At 72.4% G+C, this 23,252-nt stretch carries 22 protein-coding genes and 1 pseudogene; 13 read left to right on the forward strand and 10 right to left on the reverse strand.

Annotation, left to right across the window (positions count from 1 at the left end; translation table 11 throughout):
• The first annotated feature begins 174 nt into the window (after nt 1-174).
• From J7E97_RS14715 to J7E97_RS14725, 3 genes are all read left to right on the forward strand, one after another.
• Nucleotides 175-1,263: a low specificity L-threonine aldolase gene (locus J7E97_RS14715; RefSeq protein WP_374224154.1), complete on the forward strand. Its 1,089-nt coding sequence runs from the start codon at nt 175-177 to the stop codon at nt 1,261-1,263.
• Nucleotides 1,264-1,534: 271 nt separating this feature from the next.
• Nucleotides 1,535-2,659 (forward strand): DUF5937 family protein, encoded by a 1,125-nt coding sequence (locus J7E97_RS14720; protein ID WP_215027054.1) that lies wholly within the window; start codon nt 1,535-1,537, stop codon nt 2,657-2,659.
• 219 nt (nt 2,660-2,878) lie between these two features.
• Complete coding sequence (locus J7E97_RS14725; RefSeq protein WP_215027057.1) at nt 2,879-4,432, forward strand: M28 family metallopeptidase; 1,554 nt, start codon at nt 2,879-2,881, stop codon at nt 4,430-4,432.
• A 99-nt stretch (nt 4,433-4,531) separates the two neighbouring features.
• Here J7E97_RS14725 and J7E97_RS14730 read toward each other — a convergent pair whose 3' ends face one another.
• Together J7E97_RS14730 and J7E97_RS14735 are read right to left on the reverse strand one after the other, a co-directional pair.
• The gene (locus J7E97_RS14730) at nt 4,532-5,410 is read right to left on the reverse strand and encodes an arylamine N-acetyltransferase (protein WP_215027060.1); all 879 of its coding nucleotides are present in this window, start codon (nt 5,408-5,410) and stop codon (nt 4,532-4,534) included.
• Between the two features lie 72 nt (nt 5,411-5,482).
• Nucleotides 5,483-6,475: an SAM-dependent methyltransferase gene (locus J7E97_RS14735; protein ID WP_215027063.1), complete on the reverse strand. Its 993-nt coding sequence runs from the start codon at nt 6,473-6,475 to the stop codon at nt 5,483-5,485.
• 105 nt (nt 6,476-6,580) lie between these two features.
• Between J7E97_RS14735 and J7E97_RS14740 the strand changes: the two genes are divergently transcribed.
• The 3 genes and pseudogenes from J7E97_RS14740 (at nt 6,581) to J7E97_RS14750 (ending at nt 8,770) form a co-directional block, all read left to right on the forward strand.
• Complete coding sequence (locus tag J7E97_RS14740) at nt 6,581-7,783, forward strand: sensor histidine kinase (RefSeq protein ID WP_215027066.1); 1,203 nt, start codon at nt 6,581-6,583, stop codon at nt 7,781-7,783.
• Between the two features lie 25 nt (nt 7,784-7,808).
• Nucleotides 7,809-8,021: pseudogene (locus J7E97_RS14745) on the forward strand (VOC family protein); the annotation flags it as partial.
• A gap of 41 nt (nt 8,022-8,062) precedes the next feature.
• Nucleotides 8,063-8,770: a response regulator transcription factor gene (locus J7E97_RS14750; protein ID WP_215027072.1), complete on the forward strand. Its 708-nt coding sequence runs from the start codon at nt 8,063-8,065 to the stop codon at nt 8,768-8,770.
• A gap of 42 nt (nt 8,771-8,812) precedes the next feature.
• On the opposite strand, the gene J7E97_RS14755 is transcribed toward J7E97_RS14750, so the two are convergent.
• Complete coding sequence (locus J7E97_RS14755) at nt 8,813-10,159, reverse strand: PH domain-containing protein (RefSeq protein WP_215027075.1); 1,347 nt, start codon at nt 10,157-10,159, stop codon at nt 8,813-8,815.
• Nucleotides 10,156-10,647, reverse strand: a complete 492-nt coding sequence (locus tag J7E97_RS14760; protein WP_215027078.1) for a PH domain-containing protein — start codon at nt 10,645-10,647, stop codon at nt 10,156-10,158. Before J7E97_RS14760 ends, J7E97_RS14755 begins: the two co-directional genes overlap by 4 nt.
• A 31-nt stretch (nt 10,648-10,678) precedes the next feature.
• On the opposite strand from J7E97_RS14760, the gene J7E97_RS14765 reads away from it, so the two are divergent.
• Together J7E97_RS14765 and J7E97_RS14770 are read left to right on the forward strand one after the other, a co-directional pair.
• Entirely contained in the window at nt 10,679-11,821 is a 1,143-nt protein-coding gene (locus J7E97_RS14765) for an NADH-quinone oxidoreductase subunit D (RefSeq protein WP_215027080.1), read from the forward strand.
• A gap of 147 nt (nt 11,822-11,968) precedes the next feature.
• Nucleotides 11,969-12,184 (forward strand): hypothetical protein, encoded by a 216-nt coding sequence (locus J7E97_RS14770; protein ID WP_215027082.1) that lies wholly within the window; start codon nt 11,969-11,971, stop codon nt 12,182-12,184.
• A gap of 26 nt (nt 12,185-12,210) precedes the next feature.
• Here the strand turns inward: J7E97_RS14770 and J7E97_RS14775 are convergent, their stop codons facing one another.
• Nucleotides 12,211-12,606: a helix-turn-helix domain-containing protein gene (locus J7E97_RS14775; protein ID WP_215027085.1), complete on the reverse strand. Its 396-nt coding sequence runs from the start codon at nt 12,604-12,606 to the stop codon at nt 12,211-12,213.
• A 93-nt stretch (nt 12,607-12,699) separates the two neighbouring features.
• On the opposite strand from J7E97_RS14775, the gene J7E97_RS14780 reads away from it, so the two are divergent.
• Complete coding sequence (locus J7E97_RS14780) at nt 12,700-13,494, forward strand: MBL fold metallo-hydrolase (RefSeq protein ID WP_215027087.1); 795 nt, start codon at nt 12,700-12,702, stop codon at nt 13,492-13,494.
• Between the two features lie 31 nt (nt 13,495-13,525).
• Here the strand turns inward: J7E97_RS14780 and J7E97_RS14785 are convergent, their stop codons facing one another.
• Nucleotides 13,526-14,410, reverse strand: a complete 885-nt coding sequence (locus J7E97_RS14785) for an NAD(P)-binding domain-containing protein (protein WP_308346507.1) — start codon at nt 14,408-14,410, stop codon at nt 13,526-13,528.
• A 121-nt stretch (nt 14,411-14,531) separates the two neighbouring features.
• Between J7E97_RS14785 and J7E97_RS14790 the strand changes: the two genes are divergently transcribed.
• A complete protein-coding gene (locus J7E97_RS14790) occupies nt 14,532-15,155 on the forward strand; it encodes a TetR/AcrR family transcriptional regulator (protein ID WP_215027089.1) in 624 nt (207 codons plus the stop codon).
• A gap of 313 nt (nt 15,156-15,468) precedes the next feature.
• Nucleotides 15,469-16,359, forward strand: coding sequence for a pentapeptide repeat-containing protein (locus J7E97_RS37005; protein WP_374224155.1), 891 nt, complete (start codon nt 15,469-15,471; stop codon nt 16,357-16,359).
• 132 nt (nt 16,360-16,491) lie between these two features.
• On the opposite strand, the gene J7E97_RS14805 is transcribed toward J7E97_RS37005, so the two are convergent.
• The 3 genes from J7E97_RS14805 to J7E97_RS14815 all read right to left on the reverse strand — a co-directional run bounded on the left by J7E97_RS14805 (nt 16,492) and on the right by J7E97_RS14815 (nt 18,939).
• Nucleotides 16,492-17,478: an ABC transporter substrate-binding protein gene (locus tag J7E97_RS14805; protein WP_215027095.1), complete on the reverse strand. Its 987-nt coding sequence runs from the start codon at nt 17,476-17,478 to the stop codon at nt 16,492-16,494.
• Between the two features lie 67 nt (nt 17,479-17,545).
• Nucleotides 17,546-18,211 carry an ABC transporter permease gene (locus J7E97_RS14810; RefSeq protein ID WP_215027097.1) on the reverse strand — a complete coding sequence of 222 codons (666 nt, stop codon included), beginning with the start codon at nt 18,209-18,211 and terminating at the stop codon, nt 17,546-17,548.
• Nucleotides 18,211-18,939 (reverse strand): ABC transporter permease, encoded by a 729-nt coding sequence (locus J7E97_RS14815; RefSeq protein WP_215027099.1) that lies wholly within the window; start codon nt 18,937-18,939, stop codon nt 18,211-18,213. The genes J7E97_RS14810 and J7E97_RS14815 overlap by 1 nt, the downstream gene beginning before the upstream one ends.
• Nucleotides 18,940-19,072: 133 nt before the next feature.
• On the opposite strand from J7E97_RS14815, the gene J7E97_RS14820 reads away from it, so the two are divergent.
• Nucleotides 19,073-20,035, forward strand: coding sequence for an ABC transporter ATP-binding protein (locus J7E97_RS14820; RefSeq protein WP_215027102.1), 963 nt, complete (start codon nt 19,073-19,075; stop codon nt 20,033-20,035).
• A 35-nt stretch (nt 20,036-20,070) separates the two neighbouring features.
• On the opposite strand, the gene J7E97_RS14825 is transcribed toward J7E97_RS14820, so the two are convergent.
• Complete coding sequence (locus J7E97_RS14825; protein ID WP_215027103.1) at nt 20,071-21,180, reverse strand: esterase family protein; 1,110 nt, start codon at nt 21,178-21,180, stop codon at nt 20,071-20,073.
• Between the two features lie 153 nt (nt 21,181-21,333).
• Between J7E97_RS14825 and J7E97_RS14830 the strand changes: the two genes are divergently transcribed.
• Nucleotides 21,334-23,187 carry a phosphatidylglycerol lysyltransferase domain-containing protein gene (locus J7E97_RS14830; protein WP_215027105.1) on the forward strand — a complete coding sequence of 618 codons (1,854 nt, stop codon included), beginning with the start codon at nt 21,334-21,336 and terminating at the stop codon, nt 23,185-23,187.
• Nucleotides 23,188-23,252 lie beyond the last annotated feature (65 nt).

Below are 23,252 nucleotides of genomic sequence, written 5' to 3' on the forward strand. Positions count from 1 at the left end.
GCCTCGGACCGGTCCGCCGAGCAGTCCGCGGACCTTGCCGCCGCGGAGCTCGCGGACGCGGAGCTCGCGGACGCGGAGCTCGCGGACGCGGAGCTCGCGGACGCGGCCGCCGCGGAGCTCGCCGAGCGGGCGGCCGGGGCCGAGGAGCGGGCCGAGGCGGTCTCCGGGCGGCTGGTGGCGGCCGGGCGGGCGGCGGGGCGCAAGCTGTCGCACAGCCTGCGGGAGGCGACCGTGGCCGGGCTGCTGGCGGAGCTGGGCGGCCTGGCCCCAGATCCGGACGAGCCGGCCGACGTCTACGGCGACGCGGTCGTGGCCCGGCTGGAGCGGCGGGTCGCGGAGCTGCTGGGCACCGAGGACGCGGCGTTCTTCCCGACCGGGACCATGGCCCAGCAGATCGCGCTGCGCTGCTGGGCCGGACGGACCGGTAACCCGGTGGTCGCCCTGCATCCGATGAGCCATCCGGAGCGCTGGGAGGGCGGCGCGCTCTCGGTCGTCTCCGGGCTGCGCACCGTCCACCCGACGGGCGAGCCGCGCCAGCCGACGGCCTCGGAGATCGCCGAGTTGGCGGAGCCGTTCGGGACGCTGATGCTGGAGCTGCCGCTGCGCGACGCCGGTTTCCTGCTGCCGACGTGGGAGGAGCTCTCGGCCCTGGTGGCCACCGCCCGGGAGCGGGACGCGGTGGTCCACTTCGACGGCGCCCGGCTGTGGGAGTCGGCCACGCACTTCGGGCGGTCCCTGCCGGAGATCGCGGCGCTGGCGGACTCCGTCTACGTCTCCTTCTACAAGTCGCTGGGCGGCCTGAGCGGGGCGGCCCTCGCCGGTTCGGCCTCGCTCGTGGCGGAGGCCAGGGTCTGGCGCCACCGGTACGGGGGCCAGCTCTTCCGCCAGTTCCCGGCCGCGCTCTCGGCCCTGGCCGGGCTGGAACGGGAGCTGCCGAAGCTCCCCTCCTACGTCGCCCAGGCGCGGAGGGTCGCGGCCGCGCTGTCCACCGCCCTCGCCGCCTGCGAGGTCCCCTGGTTCCGGATCAACCCGGAGGCTCCGCACACCCACCAGTTCCAGGTGTGGCTCCCGTACGACGCGGACCGCCTCACGGAGGCGGGCGTCCGACTGGCGGAGGAGACGGACACGGTCCTCTTCCGCCGCTGGTCCCCCGACGGCCCGCCGGGCCTCTCGGTGACGGAGGTGGAGGTCACGGAGCCGGGCCTGTCCTGGACGGAGGCGGACGTGGCGTCGGCGGTCGCGGACTTCGTGGCCCGCCTCTAGGGCGGTGACCGGGAAGGTCCACCGCACGCGCGGGCCCCGCGCGACGGCGGTCGCGCACCCATCCTCACCCCCTCGGCCGCGCCGGGCCCGTCGATTGACCGGGCCCGTCAATCGGCGTACTCCCGGGCGGCGGTGGCCGCGTCCCGCCCGCCCGGGGCCGTACGTCGCTCACCCGTCCGGGCGGGCCGCCCGTCACCCGTGGGAGCGGACCGGCGGCCGGGCCGGGCCCGTCCCGTCAACCGCCCGGCCCGTGCACGGGCAGAATGATGCGATGAGCGTCACCATCGACATCACCGGGCTCCCCGCGGAGCGGATCGGCTTCGCGCCGTCCCCGCTCGCGGAGCTCTGCATGGCGCTGCACGCGCTCTCCCAGCCCGGCCACCACCCCGGGCTGGCCTCCTGGACCTCCACCACCGCCGCCGCGCTCGATCCCGGCATCGCGGACCGGCTGCTGGAGGGCGATTTCATGTGGCGCAGCTCCTTCGCCGACATCTTCATGCCGTTCGCCGGGATTCCCGGCGGCTCCGGCCGCCCCGGCGCCACGCTGGCCGAGGAGCTCGACCTCCTGGACCGGCTGGACGACGAGCGGTTCGTGTCGGCCGCCCTGGAGCACTGCCGGCTGGCGATGTACGACGGCGGAGCCGTGCATTCGCCGCCCGTGGATCCGCTCGCCCGCGCGAAGGCGCTGGAGTCGGCCTCCGCGCGCGGGCCGCAGCAGCTGGCCTTCGCCCTGCGGGTGCTCGACGACACCGCGGGCGTCCGGGTGTGGCTGCGCCGGCTGCTGGAGGACTGTGACGAGGCCTTCTTCGCCGAGACCTGGCGCCGGGTCGAGCCCCGGCAGAGCGCCGACGTCCGCCACAAGACGGAGCTGCTGCGCCGCAAGGGGCTGCCGGCCGTGCTCAAGGAGATCTCCTCGGCGCTGAGCATCGACGAGCGGCTGACGACCCTCTCGGTGGACAAGATGACGCACGGTTCCACGACCGCCACCGATGCCCGAATAGGCGACGGCCTGCTGTTCGTGCCGACGTACTTCGGCTGGCCGCATCTGATGGTGCTGCACGCCCCCGGCTGGCGCCCGGTCGTCCACTACCCGCTCGGCTCGCCCGAACCGGCCTCCGCGCCGGGGTCGGTGGAGCTGCTCCAGCGGCGCATGGAGGCCCTGGCCCATCCGATGCGGATGATGCTGTGCCGCAGCCTGGCGCGCGCCCCGTACACGACCGGCGAGCTGGCGTCCGCGTACGGGATCACCGCGCCGGAGGTGTCCCGCCATCTGGCGGTGATGAAGAAGGCCGGGCTGCTCCAGACGTGTCGTCAAGGGCGTTACGTCCAGCACCAGCTGGATCTGGGGGCGGTCGCCCGGATCGGTTCCGACTTCATCGAGGGCATCCTGCGGTAGCCCCGCGGCAGCACCACGGTGGTACGGACAGCGGGCGTTGGCCGGATTGCGACGGCTCGGATGCACCGATAAGCGGATTCAGCGGACCGGAATCAGTGAAAACTCTGGCCACGGCCGCTCCTTGGTGTTTAACGTGCCTCCACCACTCCCCCCACGCACCGCGCCCGACCTGCATCAGCACCCGCACTCGTTCTCGCACCCGTCGTGGAAGGACTTTGCATGCCCTCACGCCGTATAGCCGCAGCCACCGCCGCCCTGGCGGCCGCGGCCCTCGTCTCCCCCTTGCTGCTCGCCGGCCCGGCCGGCGCCACCGGCAGCCCGCACAGCGACGCCGCCAGGGGCGACGCCCTGGCCAGGAAGCTGGTCAAGGAGGCGACCGGCAAGGGAGCCAACAACCATCTGAAGGTCCTGCAGGCCATCGCGGACTACAACAACGGCACCCGCGTGGCGGGTTCCAAGGGCCACGTGCAGTCGGCCCAGTACGTCGAGGCCGTCATGCGGGCGGCCGGGTACGAGGTCACCAAGAACGAGTTCGGCTTCGTGTACGTCGAGGCCATCGCCGAGAGCCTCAAGGTCAACGGCGCGGGCGGCCGCGACGTCCCCATCAAGGTGATGACGTACACCGCCAGCGGCCCGGAGAACGGCGTGACGGCCCGGATCGCCGTCACCCCCGTCGACGCGGACGGTACGAACGGCTGCGAGCCCGGCGACTTCGCCGCGGGCGCCTTCACCGGCAAGGTCGCCCTGATCAAGCGCGGCGGCTGCACCTTCGCGGTCAAGCAGGCGAACGCGGCGGTGGCCGGCGCGGTCGGCGCGGTCATCTACAACAACACCGAGGGCGCCCTGAACGGCACTCTCGGCGCGGCCGACGCGGGCAAGATCCCGACCGGCGGCGTCACCAGGGCGGAGGGCGAGCGGCTCGCCGCCGAGGCCGCGGCCGGACCCGTCGAGGTCACCCTCGACATCCGCGAGTTCCACGAGGACCGCAAGACCTACAACGTCATCGCGGAGTCGCGGGGCGGCGACGCGGACAACACCGTCTTCCTCGGCGCGCACCTCGACTCCGTCGCGGCGGGCCCGGGGATCAACGACAACGGCTCCGGCTCGGCCGGCATCCTCCAGGTCGCGCAGCGCCTCGCGAGCAGCCAGACGAAGATCAAGAACAAGGTCAAGTTCGCCTGGTGGTCGGCGGAGGAGTTCGGCCTGCTCGGCTCCGACGCGTACGTCAGCGGGCTGAGCGACGCGCAGAAGAAGCAGATCAAGCTCTACCTGAACTTCGACATGATCGCCTCGCCGAACGCCGCGTACTTCGTCTATGACGGCGACGACTCGGACGCGGTCGGCTCGGGCCCCGGCCCGGAGGGCTCGGCGCAGCTGGAGAAGGGCATCACCGACTTCCTCGACGGCCGCGGCATTCCGCACGAGGGCTCCGACTTCACGGGGCGCTCGGACTACGGCCCGTTCATCGAGGCCGGCATCCCGTCCGGCGGTACGGACACGGGCGCGGAGGGCATCAAGACGGCCGCGCAGGCGGCCAAGTTCGGCGGCCAGGCGGGTGTCGCGTACGACGTGAACTACCACGGCAAGGGCGACACGATCGCGAACATCGACCAGAAGGCGCTCGACATCAACGTCGACGTCATCGCGAACGCGGTCGGCCACTACGCGTACGACCTGGCGCCGCTGACGCGGCCGGTGGTCTCGCAGCCGAGCACCGGCTCCGGCACGGGCGGGGGCCTGCGCCCGGGTCACGACCACGACGCCACCTCGTAGCAGGCGGGCGCCAACGGGGCGGGCGCGCGACGGAACTTGGGTGGGGGCGGCCGGGCAGGGCCCGACCGCCCCCACCCACCCGTCCCCCGCTCGCCGCCCTCAGCCGCGCCGGGTCTCCAGCCAGGTCTCGTGGGCGCGGCTCACCCGGGCCCACAGCGCCGCCCGGTCGGCAGGGGTCAGATCGTCGAGCTCCCGCCCGAAGAGCCCTTCCAGCGTGGCGTAGAACTCCTCCGGGCCGTCCAGCACCCGTTCCGTGTTCCCCTTCACCGGGTCGACCCGGCTCAGCACCCGCCCGCGCAGCGCGTCGATCCCGTCCCCGTCGCGCCGCAGGGCGGCGAAGGCCCGTACGAACCCGGAGCTCTCGGAGGTCGAGAGCCGCAGGTGCTCGGCCTCGAAGTCGGCCGTCCCGGCGGGCTCCGAACGGAAGCTCACGACGGGGGCGGAGCTGCCCGGGTTCCGGTAGATCCACGCCGGCCGGTCCTCGCCCTCCACCGGCTCCGGCCGCTCCAGGGAGTAGGTGAACGCGCCCTGCTCGTACGAGCCCTCGCGCAGCGGCAGCGGCTCGTGCGGGCCGTCACCGAGCCCCGCGTCCACGTAGTACTCGGCCCCGCCGACCCGGACGGTGAGCACGAGGTGGTCGCCGCTCACGCCCCGCTCGGCGGACTCGGCATCGGACTCCTTGTACACGCCGCCGAGATGGCGGGTGACCTCGTAGCCCAGCGTTTCGAGGAGGGCCGCGAAGGCGCCGTTGAGGTGGAAGCAGTACCCGCCGCGCCCGGCGGCGAAGCGGCGCACCGACAGACCGGGGTCGATCCCGGCCGGCCGGCCGAGCTGGATGTCGAGGTTCTCGTACGGAACGCGCTCCAAGTGCGCCCGCTGGAGGGCGAACAGCCCCTCCGCGGAAGGGGCGCCGAGGGGCTCGGTGATACCGAGCCGCCGCAGGTATGCCGAGTAGGTGTGGGCTATGCCGGAAGTCATGCGGGGGAGCCTAGTACCGCGGCCGGGAAGGTCTGCCGGGTCGCGGCCCGAGGGCGGGCCTGCGGCACAGCGCTACCCCGGCCAGCGGCCGACGCCCACCGGCTGGACGAGCCAGCCGAAGTCGCCGAGCCCGCCGCGGGCGGTGAGCTCGGCGGCCTCCCCGGCCAGGGACAGCGCGCGGACGTACGCCGCCGGGTCGCTCGATGCCAGCGCCAGCGGCGGCCGCGCCCCCGAGACGCCGAGGGCGCCCAGCGCCTCCCGCTGGGTCAGCAGCACCGCCCCCGGCCCCGCGCACGCGTCCAGCGCCACGTGGGCCGTGACGTCGCAGCTGCCGTCCGGGACGGGCGCGACCTCCCGTCCGGCCCGGAATCCGGTCAGCGTGCCGTACGGCGGGCGGGTGTCCCGGGTGTGGGCGTAGTCCACCGCCACCGCGAGCCCCCGCTCCACGGTCGCGACGGCCGCCGCCCAGGCTTCGTCGCGCGGCCTGCCGATCTCCGCCCGGCCCGCGCCCGGCCACCACCGGTCCAGCCAGGCCCGGTCCCGCCCGTCCACAGGGCCGCCCTCGCTCTGCGTACCGTCCCGCGCGACCTCGACGTACCGTCCGTCCTCGGCGAGGTCCACCGGGACGTTGTCGAGCCATTCGTTGGCGAAGAGCAGCCCCCGCGTGCGCCCGGGCGGCTCGTCCGTCCACCGGATCCGCCCGTCGAGCCCGTCCGGCCGCGCGGCCCGCTCCACCCCGTACGGACGCACCCGCGCGGCCGTGGCCGCCGGCAGCTCCGCCAGCACCCCGGCCAGCAGCTCGCCCCGTCCGGCCCCCACGTCGACCAGGTCCAGCTCCCGTGGCCGGCCGAGCTCCTCGTCCACCCACAGCAGCAGTCGGGCCACGGCCCGCGCATAGAGCGGCGAGGCGTGCACGGAGGTGCGGAAATGCCCGGCCGGGCCCGGCCCGCCGGGGCGTACGTAGAACCCGTCGGGTCCGTACAGCGCGCGCTCCATCGCCGTCCGCCAGCGGACGGGCCGCGCCCGTTCCGGAGCGTCTGCCGTGCCTTCACCCTGAGTGCTCATCGCTGAAAGGTAATGGTCGCCTCCACCTCCGGTAGTACTCCCCCGGCATGCGGATCGCACCTCTGGTTGACTCCAGCACCCATCCGCTTTCCCTACTCTGGGTTAGTGCAGCGCCTCTACGACTTCCTCCGCAGGCACCCGACGGGCGTCGACAGCTTCTGGGCCGTCCTCCTGTTCGGGGTGTCGATGATGAACGTCGTGGGCGAGCCCGCCCTGACCACCACCCTCAAGCTGGCCGCCGTACCCCTCGTCATCGCCCTGAGCTCGGCCGTGGCGCTGCGCCGCAAGTGGACCCAGCAGATGTTCTGGCTCGTCCTCGGAGCGGGGCTCTACCAGCTGGCCGTGGACATCCCGGCCGGCATGTGGGACCTGGCGATGTTCGTGATCCTCTTCACCGTCGCCGCGAGCGACGTCCCGCGCTGGGTGTCCCGCGCCGCCCTGGGCTGCGGGCTCGCGGCCGCGCCGCTGTACTTCGCCCGCTTCGGCGTGGACAAGGGGACCACCGGTTTCGAGACCCTCGCCTACTCCCTCTTCATGATCGTCCCCTTCGCGCTCGCCTGGGTGCTGGGCGACTCCCTGCGCACCCGCCGCGCCTACTACGCCCAACTCGTCGAGCGGAACCAGCGCCTGGAGAAGGAGCGCGCGGCCCAGGCCAAGGTGGCCGTCGCCGCCGAGCGCGCCCGGATCGCCCGCGAGCTCCACGACGTCGTCGCGCACAACGTCTCCGTGATGGTGGTCCAGGCCGACGGGGCCGCCTACGTGATGGACGCGGCCCCGGAGCAGGCCAAGGAGGCCCTCCAGACCATCTCCGGCACCGGCCGCCTCGCGCTGGCCGAAATGCGCCGCCTGCTGGGCGTCCTGCGCACCGGCGAGCCGCAGGAGTCCGAGGACTACGTGCCCCAGCCAGACGTGGAGCAGATCGACGTGCTCGTCGAGCAGGTGCGGGCGGCCGGGCTCGCGGTGGACTTCGAGGTCGAGGGCGCACCGCGCAAGCTGCCCAGCGGCGTCGAGCTGACGGCGTACCGGATCGTGCAGGAGGCGCTGACGAACACGCGCAAACACGCCGGCCCGGACGCGAAGGCCAGCGTGCGCCTCGTCTACTTCGACGACGGCCTCGGCCTGCTCGTCGAGGACGACGGCCGCGGCGCCGCCCACGAGCTGTACGAGGACGGCGGCGCCGACGGCGCCGGACACGGGCTCATCGGCATGCGCGAACGCATCGGCATGGTCGGCGGCACCCTGGACGCGGGCCCCCGGCCCGGTGGCGGCTTCCGGATCAGTGCCCTGCTCCCGCTGAAGAAGGGGTGACCGACGGCCTTGTGGCACCCCTGGTGTCCAGGTGCCCGAGGGCAAGACCGTGAAGAACCGGCTCCACCTCGACGTCAGTCCGATCGACGCCAGCACCGAGGACGAGGTGACCAGGCTGCTCGGCCTCGGCGCCACCACGACGGATGTGGGCCAGGGACCGGACCGCGGTTGGGTGGTCATGGCAGACCCCGAGGGCAACGAGTTCGACGTCCTGCGCACCCTGGCACCGCGGGACTAGGCCGCGGTCGGGCGGGGTCCCCGTCTGCGTACTCTGGCCGTATGACTGCCTTTGATGCGCCCTCTCCGGCCCGTTCCGTAAGAGTCATGCTCGTCGACGACCAGGTGCTGCTGCGCACCGGCTTCCGGATGGTGCTCGCCGCACAGCCCGACATGGAGGTGGTCGCCGAGGCAGGCGACGGCCTGGAGGCACTGGAGGTGCTGCGGGCCACCAAGGTGGACGTGGTGCTGATGGACGTCCGCATGCCCCGGCTCGACGGCGTCGAGGCGACGCGCCGCATCTGTGAGCCCGACGAGCACCCCAAGGTCATCATCCTGACCACCTTCGACCTGGACGAGTACGCGTTCTCGGGTCTGAAGGCGGGCGCGAGCGGGTTCATGCTCAAGGACGTCCCGCCGGGCGAACTGCTGGCCGCGATCCGCTCCGTGCACAGCGGCGACGCGGTCGTCGCCCCGTCCACGACGCGCAGGCTCCTGGACCGCTTCGCGCCGATGCTCCCGGCGAGCTCGTCCGAGCCGCGGAACAAGGACGTCGAGCGGCTGACGGAACGCGAGCGCGAAGTCATGATGCTGGTCGCCCAGGGCCTGTCGAACGGCGAGATCGCCGCCCGCCTGGTCCTGTCGGAGGCCACGGTGAAGACCCACGTGGGCCGCATCCTGACCAAGCTGAACCTGCGCGACCGCGTCCAGGTCGTGGTCCTCGCCTACGAGACGGGCCTGGTCCGCGCGGGCGGCGGCGGGGGCGCGTAGCCGCCCGCCCCGGCGGTCCTGGGCCCTCGCCGCGGCCGCGGCTCAGGTCATCCAGCGGTCCGGGCGGGCCGCGGCGCGGGAGGTGCGGGAGCGGGCCGCCTGGGCGTGGAGCAGTTCGACGGCCTCGGCCGCGCCGCGCAGCCGGGCCGTGACCGTGGCGTTCGCGCCCGTGTCGACCTGGACGTCGGCCACGCCCCGGGCCCGCTCCCAGGGGCCCTGGGAGCGGCGCACGCTCTGCACCTTGGCGTGCGGGACGATCTCCGTACGCCGGCACAGGCGGCCCCGGCGGGCGGCGAACACGTCCTCGGAGACGGCCAGCCCGTACCCCTTCCACCACACCGGCACGACCCAGCGCGCTCCGGACCGGGGCGACGGGGCGAAGGCCAGCCCCGCCAGGTCGACGCCGGGCAGGACGCGGGCGACGACGGCGAAGGCGGCGGCCCGGGTGGCCACCGGGACCAGGACGTCGTTCTTCGAACCGGCCACCGCCAGCTCCACCCGGACCCAGCCGCGCCGCCGCCACAGCAGCGGCTCGACGATCCGTACGGTCTGCACGCGCCCCGGGGGCACCGTCTCGTGGGCCCGGTCCAGCAGCCCGTGGTCGAGGCGCAGCCCGTCCGGGGATTCGGCGACGGTCCAGTCGTACTCGGCGAGGAACCGGCCGGCGGTGCCCTTCCAGACCGCGCCCAGGACCGGGAGCGTCGCGACGGCGGCCGCCCACGGGCTGGAGCTGAACCACCACACCGCGACCGGGGCGGCGAGCCCCCCGAGCACGCCCGCCGGAAGGGAGAGGGTGAGCACCATCGACATCGCCAGATCGCGGGGGCCCACGCGCAGCAGCTCACGCTCGGGGGCCTCGCCCAGCGCGACGGCCTCGGCCGGGGTGAAGCCGGCCGCGCGGGCCAGCAGCTCGGCGCGGAGCGCGACGGCGTCGTCCTCGCTCAGGAAGGCCAGTTCGTCCTTTTCCTCCGTGCCGATGACGTCGAGGCGGAGCTTGGCCACGCCGGCGAGCCGGGCCAGCAGCGGGCGGGTGACGTCGACGGCCTGGATCCGGTCGAGGCGGATGTGGGCGGTGCGGCGGAAGAGGAGCCCGCTGCGGATGCGCAGCTCGGTGCCGGTGACGGCGTAGTGCGTGAACCACCAGCTGAGGAAGCCGTACAGGCCGAAGGCGAGGACGAGCGCGGTCAGCGCGAGGGCCCGCAGGAGGGTGGGGAGGCCGGTGACCCACTCGGCGACGTTCTCGCCCTGCTGGGCGGCGACGCCGATGGTCGCGGCGATCGGCACCCAGGCGCGGCGCAGGGGGGTGAGGAAGTGCAGCCGCCGCTCCACGTAGGGCGCGACGGGTGCGACGGGTGCGACGGGCCCGGCGGCGTCGGACTCGGAGGTCACAGGCCCGCCGACCTTGCCTCGCCGAGCTCGGTCAACCGGTCCCGCAGCCGCTCGGCCTCCTCGGGCGCGAGCCCGGGGATCTTCGCGTCGGTCGCCGCCGCGGCCGTGTGCAGTTGTACGGAGGCCAACCCGAAGCGCCGCTCCAGCGGCCCCGAGGCCACCTCGACCAGCTGCATCCGGCCGTACGGGACCACGGTCTCCTCGCGCCACATCACGCCCCGGCTGATCAGCAGGTCGTCGGCGCGCTCCGCGTAACGCCAGGAGCGCCAGTTCCGGCCGAGCATCCACCAGCCCCAGGGGAGGACCAGCAGCCAGAGCCCGCCGGCGGCCGCCCACGGCGGACCGACGGCCGGCCCCAGCACCAGGGCCGTCACCAGCGCGAACAGCCCCGTCCAGACCACCAGCAGGAGCCGCCGCAAGGTGAGCAGCCCGCCCGGCAGCCCCACCCACTCGGGTCGGCTCGTCTCACCCGTTGTCCCCGTTTCCATCCCCCCAGCGTAGGGCTGCGAGAATGCGGCCATGACGGAGACCACGGTCGGCATCGGCGGCGCGGCGGAGAGCACCGACATGGTGCTCAACATCGGCCCCCAGCACCCTTCCACGCACGGCGTGCTGCGCCTGCGGCTCGTCCTGGACGGAGAGCGGATCGTCAGCGCCGAGCCGGTGGTCGGCTACATGCACCGCGGCGCCGAGAAGCTCTTCGAGGCGCGCGACTACCGGCAGATCGTGATGCTCGCGAACCGCCACGACTGGCTGTCCGCGTTCTCCAACGAGCTGGGCGTCGTCATGGCCGTCGAGCGGATGCTCGGCATGGAGGTCCCCGAGCGGGCCGTGTGGATGCGGACCCTGCTCGCCGAGCTCAACCGGGTGCTGAACCACCTGATGTTCCTCGGCTCGTACCCGCTCGAACTGGGCGGGATCACCCCGATCTTCCACGCGTTCCGCGAGCGCGAGGAGCTCCAGGCCGTCATGGAGGAGATCTCCGGCGGCCGCATGCACTACATGTTCAACCGCGTCGGCGGCCTGAAGGAGGACCTTCCGGCCGGCTGGCTCGGCCGCGCCCGCGAGGCCGTCGCGGACGTCCGCACCCGCATGGACGTCTACGACAAGCTGGTCCGCGGCAACGAGATCTTCCGCGGCCGCACGCGCGGCGTCGGCATCCTGTCCGCCGAGGCCGTGCACGCGTACGGGGTCTCCGGCCCGATCGCCCGCGCCTCCGGCGTCGACTTCGACCTGCGGCGCGACGAGCCGTACCTCGCCTACGGCGAGCTCCAGGACGTGCTCACGGTCGTCACCCGCACCGAGGGCGACTGCCTGGCCCGCTTCGAGGTCCTGCTGGAGCAGACCCACAACGCGCTCGACCTGGCCGTCGCCTGCCTGGACCGGATGGCCGAACTGCCCCCCGGTCCGGTCAACCAGCGCCTCCCGAAGGTGCTGAAGGCGCCCGAGGGCGAGACGTACGCGTGGACCGAGAACCCGCTCGGCATCAACGGCTACTACCTCGTCTCGAAGGGCGAGAAGACCCCGTACCGGCTCAAGCTGCGCAGCGCCTCGTACAACAACATCCAGGCCCTGGCCGTCCTGCTGCCGGGCCAGCTGGTCGCCGACATGGTGTCCATCCTCGGCTCGCTGTTCTTCGTCGTCGGCGACATCGACAAGTGACGATCTCCGCCCCGCCCGAAGCGGGCGGCGGCGGTACTTCCCGCCCTGGCGCTTTTCGGGCCGGCCGGGCCGGTGTCCGCAGGACGAGGCGCACCGGGGCCGCCGGACCGTAGGGCTGATGTCCGCGGGGCAGGGCAGACTTGGGGGATGTCCCACTCACCCCGCCGGGCCTGTCCTTCCTGCGGCCGCGACTGCGCCGTCACCGCCGGGCGGATCGCCCGCCACGACCCGCCCTCGGGCCGGGGGCGCGGGGACCTCATCTCCTGCCCCGGCTCCCGCGCCCGCGTGATCCTCGGCGCCTGGGCCCCGACGCTGGACGGCTTCGCCCTGTCCCCGCATCCGGGCCAGCTCCCGCTGTTCTAGGGCGCGTATCCGGTTGCGTCAATCGATCATTTCCTCCGCTCGGCGGCGCCCGAGACACTGTCGTCGAGCCAGCCCGGTCGCGCGGGCGGGCCCGGCAGATCGGGATCGGGATCGGTCCACTCGTTTCCCCAGGCGGCCAAGGCTACGAGCACCGGCACCAAGGCGCGCCCCCTGTCGGTGAGGAGGTACTCGAAGCGGGCGGGTTTGAGGCTGTACTGCGTGCGCCCGAGGACGCCCGCGGCGGTCAACTCCGCCAGCCGTCGGGCAAGCGTGTTCTCGCTCATCTGCAACCGATCGCGGAATTCGTCGAACCGGCGGGCTCCGCCGAGGGCTTCACGCACCACCAGGAGCGCCCATCGTTCGCCGACCACGTCCAGGGCTCGGGCGGCGGGGCAGTTGTCGAGGGCGAGGGACGAACGCATGTCGTCAGCCTAGCGGCTTCCATGATGGAAGTGGATGGGTAGTATCCCCGGTGGCTTCCATAGTGGAAGTTGTTGGGGGAGAGGCGCTTCGAGATGCAGAGACTTCGTCAGGTCGGTATCGAGGTTGCCCGCGGGGTGTTCCGTTTCGGAGACGGCCACGTCAACTGGTACGTCGTCGAGCAGGAGGGTGCGCTGACCGTCGTGGACGGCGGTATGCCCGGTCACTGGCCCGCGCTGACGGACTGGCTGAAGGAGCGGGGGCAAGGTCTGGACGCGGTCCGGGCCATCGTGCTCACCCACGGACACGCCGATCACCTGGGCATCATCCGCCGGCTTTCCGACGCCACCGGCCGGCCGGTGCACGTACACCCCGACGACGAGGCCCAGGCCAAAGGCGCCGGACTGCACATGCCGCCCCGGCGCATTCGGCACAACCTGTGGAAACCTCACGTCTTCGCCCTCACCGTGCGCTGGGGGCGCGCGGGTCTGTTCGCCGTGCCACCGATCCTGCACGCCGAGTCCTACACCGACGGGCAGCGCCTGGACATACCGGGATCGCCTCGGGTGATCCACACGCCCGGCCACAGCCCGGGCAGCAGCTGCTTGCTGCTCGCCGACCGCGATGTCCTGATCACGGGAGACGCCCTGGTGACCCTCGACGTCGTCACCGGCCGCCGCGCCGTCGGGATCATGCCCGGCACCCTCAACGACGACCCCGCACAGGCATTGGACAGCCTCACGTCCCTGGCCGCAATCACAGCCACGACACTATTGCCCGGCCACGGCGAGCCCTACTCGGACGGCGTGCCGACAGCGCTCGCAGCGGCCCGTCGACACGGCATCGACTGGAGGACGCCGCGGGCAGACGCCCACGGCCATGCCCATTGACCGCAGCCCCAGGCTCCGCCAGGCAGTCCCGCTAAGCGCCCAGCAGCCCGATCAGCCGCGAGCTGCTGTCGGCTCCGAAGCCCGCGTCGACGCCGCGCCGGTAGAGCTCGGCGTGCGCGGTCAGGATTCCGGTGTCCACGCCGGAGTCGGCGGCGGTGTGCAGGACGTGCTCGACGCTCGCCGCACACATGGTGAGGCGCTCGTACGTGCCCTCGTGCGTGTCCGCGTCGATGAGCGGCGCGGAGCCCTCGTAGAACCCGCGCATCGTGTCGGCGGTGTACCCGGCGTACGGGACGATGTCGGCCGCGGTCAGGCCGTTGGCGCGGGCGACGGCGAGGGCCTGGTACCAGCCGGTGTACGCGGTCCAGAACATGATCATGTTGAGCTGGTAGTAGAGCTGCGCGTAGCCCGGGTCAGCGCCCCGGTAGTCGGTGGCGGCGAGCACGTCGAGCGCGGCGCGGTGGGCGTCGTACACCTCGCGCGGCCCGCTGACGAAGACGGACGCCCCCTCCTGCGCGATGCCGGAGGGCGGGACGTTGACCCCGCCGGTGAGGTACGAGGCTCCGCGCGCGCCGGCCCACACCGCAGCCGCCCGGGCCTTGTCGGGGACGTCGGAGGACAGGTTGGCCAGCACCCGGCCGCCGAGGTCCGCGTCCGCGAGGGTGGCGTACATGACCTCGACGTCGATGAGGCTGAGCACGGTGAGCGCGCTCGCGGCTACGGCTTGCGCGGCGGAGGCGGCCGGACGGGCCCCGCGTGCCACGAGTGCGGCGTCCTTGCCGGGACTGCGGTTCCACACGGTGACCTCGTAGCCGGCGTCCAGATAGGCGGCGGCCATGGCCTGGCCCATGGGCCCGAGGCCGATGACGGTGACGGTGCGGTCCTGCGGCTGGTTCTGGTTCTGGTTCTGGCTCACGGCGTAGCTCTCCCCTGACAACGATCGGCTCTAGAACGAACGCTCTATCTGGTGTTCGGGACGACCGTAGCACGAGACTAGAACGAACGCTCTATCTAGATTCGGAGGTAGGATCGCCCCCATGGCAGGAACAGCAGCAGCCGCGAACAGCGGAACGGCGAAGACGGCGGAGGGCACCCGCGACCGACTGGTCCGCACCGCCTCCCGCCTGATGCAGCGCGGTGGTTACGAGAACACCCCGGTCAAACAGCTCGTCCGCGAGGCCGAAGCAACCCTGGGTTCGCTCTACCACTTCTTCCCGGGCGGCAAGCAGGAGCTCGCCGTGGCCGCGATCCACTACGGGGACGAGGAGTTCACCGAGCTGATCCGCGGCGGGCTCCGCGCGCACGCCGATCCGGCTCTGGCCGTGGAGGCCGTCGCGGTCCTGCTCGCCGACGCCCTCGCCGCCTCGGACTGGCGCGACGGGTGCCCGGTGACGACCACCGCCCTGGAGACCGTCGGACGCATCCCGGAGCTCCAGACGGCCTGCGCCGGGGCCTTCGCCCACTGGCAGGAACTGGTGGCCGCCAAGCTCCTGGCCTCGGGCCACCCGGAGCAGGAAGCCCGCGACCTGGCCGCGACCGTCATCAACACCCTGGAAGGCGCGGAGACCAGCGCCCAGGTCACCCAGAGCCGCACCCCGCTCCTGGTGGCGGGGCGGCACCTGGCCCGCCTCGTGACCTCGTACGCGAACGAGGCGCCCTGAACCGGGCGGCCTGAACCGGGCAGCGCCTGAACCACCCCGGGCCGGACCAGCCGCGCCGAACCAACCAGGCTCAACCGGCCCGGCCGAACCAGCGTGGCCCGACGGCTAGGAGATCGCCGTACGCAGCTGCGCCACGTCGATCGGCTCCGTCTCGTCGTGGGCCGTCAGGTCGATGACCTGGCCGACGGCTCGTTGCTCGTCGGTGGCCTGCTTGAACTCCGGCTCCGCCCCGCCCCGGGCCGACTCCGCCTTGTGGACCTCGAGGACCTCCTGGCCGACCACGTCGGCCAGGTCCTCGTTCTGGACGGACTCGATGGCCGCGCGGGCCTGCGCCGCCGTCTTCGTACCGAAGAAGTCGAAGCCGCCTTCGACGCGCGAGGCCGAGCGGCGCTGCTGGGAGTACGGGGAGTACGGGGTCACGGCGGCCGCGGGGCGGCGCGCCGGAAGCGCGGCCTGCGCGGGCCGTGCGTGCGCCTCCAGCGCGGGCCGCTCCGGAGCGGGCTTCGCCGACCCGGACCGCTCCGGAGCGGGCTTCGCCGGCGTGAGCTTCGCCGGCCCGGACTTCACCGGCGCGGACTTCACCGGCGCGGACTTCACCGGCCCGCGCCCGGTCTCGGGCCCGCGCCCCGGCCCGTCCGTGGCCGACTCCACCGCCTCCGCCTTGCGGGCCAGCGCCCCCAGCGCGGCATTGGCCCGGGCGAAGCCGACCGGGGTGGGCGCGCCGGCCGCGGTGCGCTCCTCGGAGACGGCGGGAAGTTCCCTCGGCGCCGCGGCGGCCGGGGCGGCGGCCTCGATGGCCAGCAGCCGGCGCCGCTCCAGGGCGCTCGCGCGCTCGGTCTCGGCGGTGGCGTACCGCCGCAGCAGGGCGGCGTGTTCGCCGCGCAGGCCCGCGAGTTCGACCCGCTTGGCCCGCAGCTTCGCGTCGAGCTTGCCGCGCAGCATCCGGGCCTCTTCGAGGTCGGATTCCAGCTCGGCTATCCGCTCGTCGGTGCGCCACTCGTCCTTGACCCGCTCGCGCCCGAGCTCCGCGACCCGGCGGCCGGCCGCGCGGTCCCAGGACCGCATGACGACGGCCCCGGTGACGCCGGCGGCCGCGGTCAGGGCCACGAGCAGGCGCAATGCCAGCGGTTCCGCGAGCAGCCAGGCCGCGCCGGCGGCCGCGACGGACACACCGCCGACGGTCGTCGGCGTGAGGAGCCGGTGAAGAGGTTCGGGATTGCGGTGGCGTCCACGGGGCATGGCCTGAAATTTACAGGGCGTGGACAGGGTGTGGGGTAACCGCCCGGCAATCTGTTTCCGAGCGGTTACCGGCCTTTCCTCATCAAAGGCGCAACTACTACTTCTTCACGAGGCCCTTGGACTCGAGATAAGCCTTCGCCACATCCGCCGGCTTGGCCCGCTCGGCATCGACCTTGCGGTTCAACTCGACCAGGTCCGCCGTGGTCAGCGCCTTGGTGATCTTGTCGAGGGCGGCCGCGACCTCCGGGGCGCCGGCGTCCTTGGCGTTGACGACCGGTAGCACGTTGTCGGCGTTCTGGAGCTTCTTGTCGTCCTCCAGCAGGACCAGGCCGTAGCCGTCGAGCGTGGCGTCCGTGGTGGTGGTGAGGACCAGCTGGTCGGCGCCGTCCTTGACCGCCTGCTTGGCCTGCGGGGTTCCGACGCCCTTCGGGTCAATACCGGAAACATCGATTCCGTATGTCTTCTTCAAGCCGGGTGCGCAGAAGGGCCGCACGGCGCATTCGTCGCCCGCCGCGATCTTCACCTTGAGACCGGACGCGCCGAGGTCGGAAAGCGTCTTGAGATTGTTCTTCGCGGCGAATTCCTTGGTCACCGCGAAGGCGTTCTGGTCGACGGCCGAGCCCGCCGCCAGCGCCTTGAGGCCCAGCGGGGCCGCGAGCTTCTCAAGGGCCGCCACCGTCGCCGCCACGTCGCTCGACGCGACCGGCTTGTCGGTGGCCTCCTTCGAGCCGTTCACCTTGGCGTTGAGAAACTCCGCGAGGGTCGCCGCGTACTCCGGGACGACGTCGATCTCGCCCTTCTCCAGCGACGGCTCATACAGCTCGCGGTTGTTGACTGTGGTGATCGAGGTCGAGTAGCCGGCGTCCCTGAGCACCTGCGCGTACAGCTCGGCCAGCACGTTGGACTCGGTGAAGCCGGCCGCGCCGATCACCAGCTTGCCGCCCTTGCCCCCCTCGGACGGAGCGGAGGCAGAGGAACCGCCGTCCTTGGTCTGCTCCAGGCTGTCGCCGCCGCACGCGGTGAGCGAGGCGGTCAGGGCGACCGCACCCAGGGCCGCGCCGAGGACGCGCGTGGACTTGCTCATGTGTCTGCTCCTTCAAGGAAAATGGGGGAAGCCAGGAGGCGGAAGCCACTGGGCCGTTGTCACGAGGTCAGCGGGCGGTAGCGCCCGGCAGCAGCCGGTCCGCCGCGATCAGCGCGCCCTCCACCAGCAGGGCCAGCGCGGCGACCAGCAGGGCGCCCGCGACGACTTGTGGCGTGTCGTACGTGTTGAAGCCGGCGGTGATGATCCGGCCGAGGCCGCCCTGGCCGACCATGGCCGCGATGGTGGCCGTGGCGATGACCTGGACGGCGCCGGAGCGCAGACCCGTCATCACCAGGCCGCGCGCGAGCGGGAGCTCCACCCGCCAGAAGAGCTGGCCGCCGGACATGCCCATGCCCCGCGCCGCTTCCACCACCGAGCGGTCGACCTCGCGCATGCCGACGTACGCGTTGGTCAGCAGCGGCGGAACGGCGAAGAGCACGAGCGCCGCGATGGTGGGCACGTACCCGGCGTTGCGCAGCGGGGAAACCATGAACAGGGCCAGCACCGCGAAGACCGGTACGGCCCGGCCGATGTTGGAGACGTTGACGGCGAGGCCGCCGCCCTTGCCGAGGTGGCCGAGCCACAGCCCGACCGGGAGCGCCACCGCGCAGGCCAGCGCCAGGGCGATCCCGCTGACGTACACGTGCTCGCCGAGCCGGTGCCAGACGCCGCTCTCCCCAGACCAGTTGGCGCCGTCCGCCAGCCAGTCCCAGGCCTGTCCGAGGACTCCCATCAGGCCCCCTCGGTGACGCGGGCGGTGCGGATCTTGCGCGCGGCGCGGCCGCCCGCGGGGCGGGTGGCGCGGGTCCAGGGCGTGAGCAGTCGCTCGACGCCGAGCAGCAGCAGGTCCGCGACCAGCGCGAGCAGCACGCACAGCACGGAGGCGGTGAGCACCTGGGCCTTGAAGGAGCTGTTCACGGCGGGGGCGATGAGATTGCCGAGGCCGCCCTTGCCGACGATGGAGCCGACGGTCGTCAGCGCGACGGTGGAGACGGTGGCGATCCGTACGCCGGCGAGCAGGGCGGGGAGCGCCAGCGGCAGCTCGACCTGCCACAGCAGCCGGCTCGTGCCGTACCCCATCCCGCGCGCGGCCTCCCGCACCTCCTCGGGGACGGCTTCCAGGCCGGCCAGCACGTTGCGGACCAGGATGGTCAGCGAGTACAGGGCCAGACCGGTCACCACCAGCGCCGAGGAGAGGCCGAACACCGGCAGCAGCAGGGAGAACATGGCGAGCGAGGGGATCGTGTAGAGCAGGGTGGTGATGCCGAGCACGGGGGCCGCCCAGCGGCGGCCGCGGCGGGCCAGCAGCGCGAGCGGGACGGACACGGCGATGCCGATCAGCACCGACACGCCCGTGATCCAGACGTGCTCGAGGGTGGCGTCGGTGAGCTCCTGGGACCGGGACGTGACGTACTCCCAGCAGATCCAGTCGTTCGCCACCAGGCAGTTCTGTCCGGCCATCCGCTCCTCACCCCCCGTCACCGAACGTACGTGGGAACGACCATAACCCCCGGCACCGACAATGGCCGGAACCTTCGCACTCAGGCAATACGCCCTTCACGAACCGCCCGCGCCGGTAGGGGAGGATGGATCCGTGATCCGATTCGAGCAAGTGACCAAGCGCTACCCCGACGGGACCACGGCCGTCGCGGACCTGTCCTTCGAGGTTGCGGAGGGCGAACTGGTCACCCTGGTGGGCCCGTCCGGCTGCGGCAAGACGACGACCATGAAGATGGTCAACCGTCTCATCGAGCCGACCTCCGGCCGCATCCTGCTGAACGGCGAGGACATCGCCGCCGCCGACCCGGTCGAACTGCGCCGCCGCATCGGCTACGTCATCCAGCAGGTCGGGCTGTTCCCGCACAAGACGGTGCTGGAGAACACGGCCACCGTCCCACAGCTGATCGGCACGCCCAAGGCCAAGGCCCGCGCCCGGGCCGCCGAACTCCTCGAACTGGTCGGGCTGGACCCGGCCGTCTACGGGGGCCGCTATCCGGAGCAGCTCTCCGGCGGGCAGCGCCAGCGCGTCGGCGTCGCCCGCGCGCTCGCCGCGGATCCGCCGGTGCTGCTGATGGACGAGCCGTTCGGCGCGGTGGACCCGGTGGTGCGCGAGCGGCTGCAGAACGAGTTCCTGGCGCTCCAGCGGACGGTGCGCAAGACGATCCTGCTGGTCACCCACGACCTGGAGGAGGCGATCCGGCTCGGTGACCGCATCGCGGTCTACGGAGCGGGCACCATCGAGCAGTTCGCCCGCCCGGCGGAGGTCCTCGCCGCGCCGGCCACCGATTACGTCGCCGGGTTCGTCGGCGCCGACCGGGGGCTCAAGCGGCTCGCGGTCACGCCCGTCGCGGAGGCCGACCTGACGGCCGCCGACGGAAAGGCCCCCACCGCCGACGTGGCGCTGGGGGCGACGCTGCGCGAGGCGCTCGCGCTGCTGCTGCAGGAGGACTCGGGCCTGATCGGGGTCACGGACCCGGACTCCGGCGCGCTGATCGGCGTACTCACCCCGGAGGGGGTGCACCGGGCACTGCGCCGGGCCCGTCTGCAGGAGGTCTGACGGCGGGTGGGCCGGGTCGGTGACCCGGCCCGGCCTCAGGCCTGGATGCGGCCGCTCATCCACACCAGCATCGGCGGGATCTCGCGGCGCCAGGTGTTGAAGTTGTGGCCGCCGCTGTCGAGGATGATCGAGGAGACCCGGTCGGGGCTCTTGACCAGCTTGATGAACTTCTTCGTGTCGCCGAGGTTCGGCTCGCCGCTCTCGCTGCTGGTGACGAGGAAGGACGTGCCGGTCGGCTTCTTCGCCTTGATGGACTCCAGCACGTTCGCCCGCGCCTTGAGCTGCGCGTCCCCGTGGAAGAGGTCACCGGTCGTCGGGTCGTCCGCGGCCTCGTAGTACGCGGACAGGCCCGCGGCGGCGCCGAAGACCTCCGGGTGGTGCGCGGCGATCTTCAGGGCGCAGTAACCGCCGGTGGAATTGCCGATGAAGCCCATGTTCTGCGGCTTCTTGCCGACCCGGAAGGTGTCCTGGATCGCCTGCGGGAGGTCCTGTGCGAAGAAGGTCTCGGTCTGCGGGCCGCCCGGTATGTCCACGCACTCGGTGTCACGCGGGGGCGCGATCGTCGGGCGGAGCATGACCAGGATCATCGGCTTCATCTTGCCCGCCTTGGCCTGCTTGAAGGCCGTCATCGGGTAGTTCAGCCCTTTGATCAGGTTTTCGGCCGTTCCCGGGTAACCCGTGAGGATGATGGAGGCCGGGAAGTTCTGGTCCTTGTGCTGCGGCTGGAAGTACTCCGGCGGCAGCCACACGTACCCGGGGCTCGTTATCCTCGACTTCTGACCGGTTATGGAAACCTTCAGGATCTGTCCGCCGACCTGCGGCTTGGCGCCGCCGGGCACGTCCAGCTTCTGCTTGTCGACGACCTTGATGTCATCGCTGCTCATCCCGTGGTCGACGACCTTGCCGATCGAGGTCTCCTGGCCGAGGAGGTCGGCCCAGGACCCGTAGAAGAGGAACGACTTGTTCGCCGCGAGTCCCACGGCCGAGAACAGCGCCAGCTGCGTCGCCAGGAGGAGGCCGATACGGCCGAGGACCGCGCGCCAGGAGCGGCCCGAGAGCTTCGGCCACGACCACACCGTGGCCGCGAAGAGCAGCACACCGGCGATGATGGCCAACGCCAGAACCGTATTACTGGTGAGACCCATGAGCAGTCAGTCGACTTTCTATGGCAGGACTAGATTTTTTCTCGACGGATGAGTGAACCCGCTCACCCTCGATGTCGTCCTAGGGGACGCACCACACACCGGAGGCTGTCGCGGCTTTCGGCCACATGATCTCTCGCGGAGCAACGGGAAGCGATGTCTAGCAGGATAGATGGCGATAAGTCGGGACAGGTTCCGAAGCGGGTCGGCAGAATCCTCCGGGGTCCACGAGCGCATTCGGTCCCCGGCCTGGTGGGCACGGCGGTCACGGTCGTCGGCCTGCTGGACATCGCCGCGGGGGTCTTCCCGCGCTTCAGGCACAGCCGCATCCATGCCGTGACCGAGGTGCTGCCGGGCTCCTTCGGCCCCTTCGCCGCGGCCCTGGCCCTCAGCGCGGGCGTACTGCTCCTGCTGCTGGCCCACGGCCTCAAGCGCCGCAAGCGGCGCGCCTGGCGGGCGGCCGTGGTGCTGCTGCCCGCCGGCGCGGTCGCGCAGTTCTCGTACCGCCACTCCGTCATCGGCGTGGTGATCGCGGCGGTGCTCCTGGGGCTCCTGGTGCGCCATCAGGGTGAATTCAAGGCGCTTCCGGACCCGCGCAGCCGCTGGAAGGCGCTCGCGAACTTCGTGCTGATGAGCGCGGGCTCCATCGGGCTCGGTCTGGTCATCGTCAACTCGCACCCGGGTCGCGTTGTCGGCGATCCGGGTGTTTACGAGCAGATCAGTCACGTCGTCTACGGGCTCTTCGGCTTCGAGGGTCCCGTCGACTACGCCGGCCGGGTGTCCTGGACCGTCGGCTACTCGCTCGGCGCCCTCGGCATGCTGACCGCCGTCACCACCATCTACCTGGCCTTCCGTCCGGAGCACCCGGCCGCCCGGCTCACCGCCGACGACGAGGCCAAGCTGCGGGAGCTGCTCGCCAAGCACGGCGGCCGCGACTCGCTGGGCCACTTCGCGCTCCGCCGCGACAAGGCCGTCGTCTTCTCCCCCAGCGGCAAGGCCGCGGTCACCTACCGCGTCGTGTCCGGCGTGATGCTCGCCTCCGGCGACCCGGTCGGCGACGTCGAGGCCTGGCCCGGCGCCATCGAGCGGTTCATGGAGGAGGCCAAGGCCCACTCCTGGACCCCCGCCGTCATGGGCTGCAGCGAGACCGGCGGCGAGGTCTGGACCCGCGAGACCGGGCTCGACGCCCTGGAGCTCGGGGACGAGGCGATCGTCGACGTCAAAGACTTCTCCCTCGCGGGGCGGGCGATGCGCAATGTCCGCCAGATGGTGAAGCGCATCGAGCGCAACGGCTACACCACGAAGGTCCGGCGGGTCAGCGAGCTGACCTCGGCCGAGCTGGAGCAGGTGCGGGGTGCGGCCGAGGCCTGGCGCGGCACCGACACCGAGCGCGGCTTCTCGATGGCGCTCGGCCGGGTCGGCGACGCCGGCGACGGCGACTGCTACATCGCCACCGCTCACCGCGTCGAGGAGGGCGACACCTCGCCGTTCGGCGACCTGAAGGCCGTCCTGCACTTCGTCCCGTGGGGCAAGGACGGCATGTCGCTGGAGCTGATGCGCCGCGACCGCGCCGCCGACCCCGGCATGAACGAGCTGCTGATCGTCGCCTCCCTGGAGGCCTCCCCGGCGCTCGGCATCGAGAAGGTCTCGCTGAACTTCGCGATGTTCCGCTCGGCCCTGGCCCGCGGCGAGAAGATCGGCGCCGGCCCGGTGCTGCGGATGTGGCGCAGCCTGCTGGTGTTCCTCTCGCGCTGGTTCCAGATCGAGTCGCTGTACAAGTTCAACGCGAAGTTCCGCCCCCGCTGGGAGCCCCGCTTCGTGGTCTTCCGCACCACCCGCGACCTGCCCCGCATCGGCTTCGCCGCGATGCAGGCCGAGGGCTTCGTGACGCTGGCGCTGCCCCGCCTCTTCGCCAGCCGCCGACGCCCCAAGCCGGTCCGCACCTGCACGCACGAGCACGCCACGCGCACGGTGCCGGCCCAGACGGAGCGCGAGATCCAGGCGGCGTGAGCCGTGGCCGCCCTGCGGCCCCGGCCGCCCGGCCCGCTGCCACGACACGGCGGCGGGCCGGGCGG

Origin of the sequence: Streptomyces sp. ISL-66, from assembly GCF_018614135.1 — a bacterium.
GTDB lineage: Bacteria > Actinomycetota > Actinomycetes > Streptomycetales > Streptomycetaceae > Streptomyces.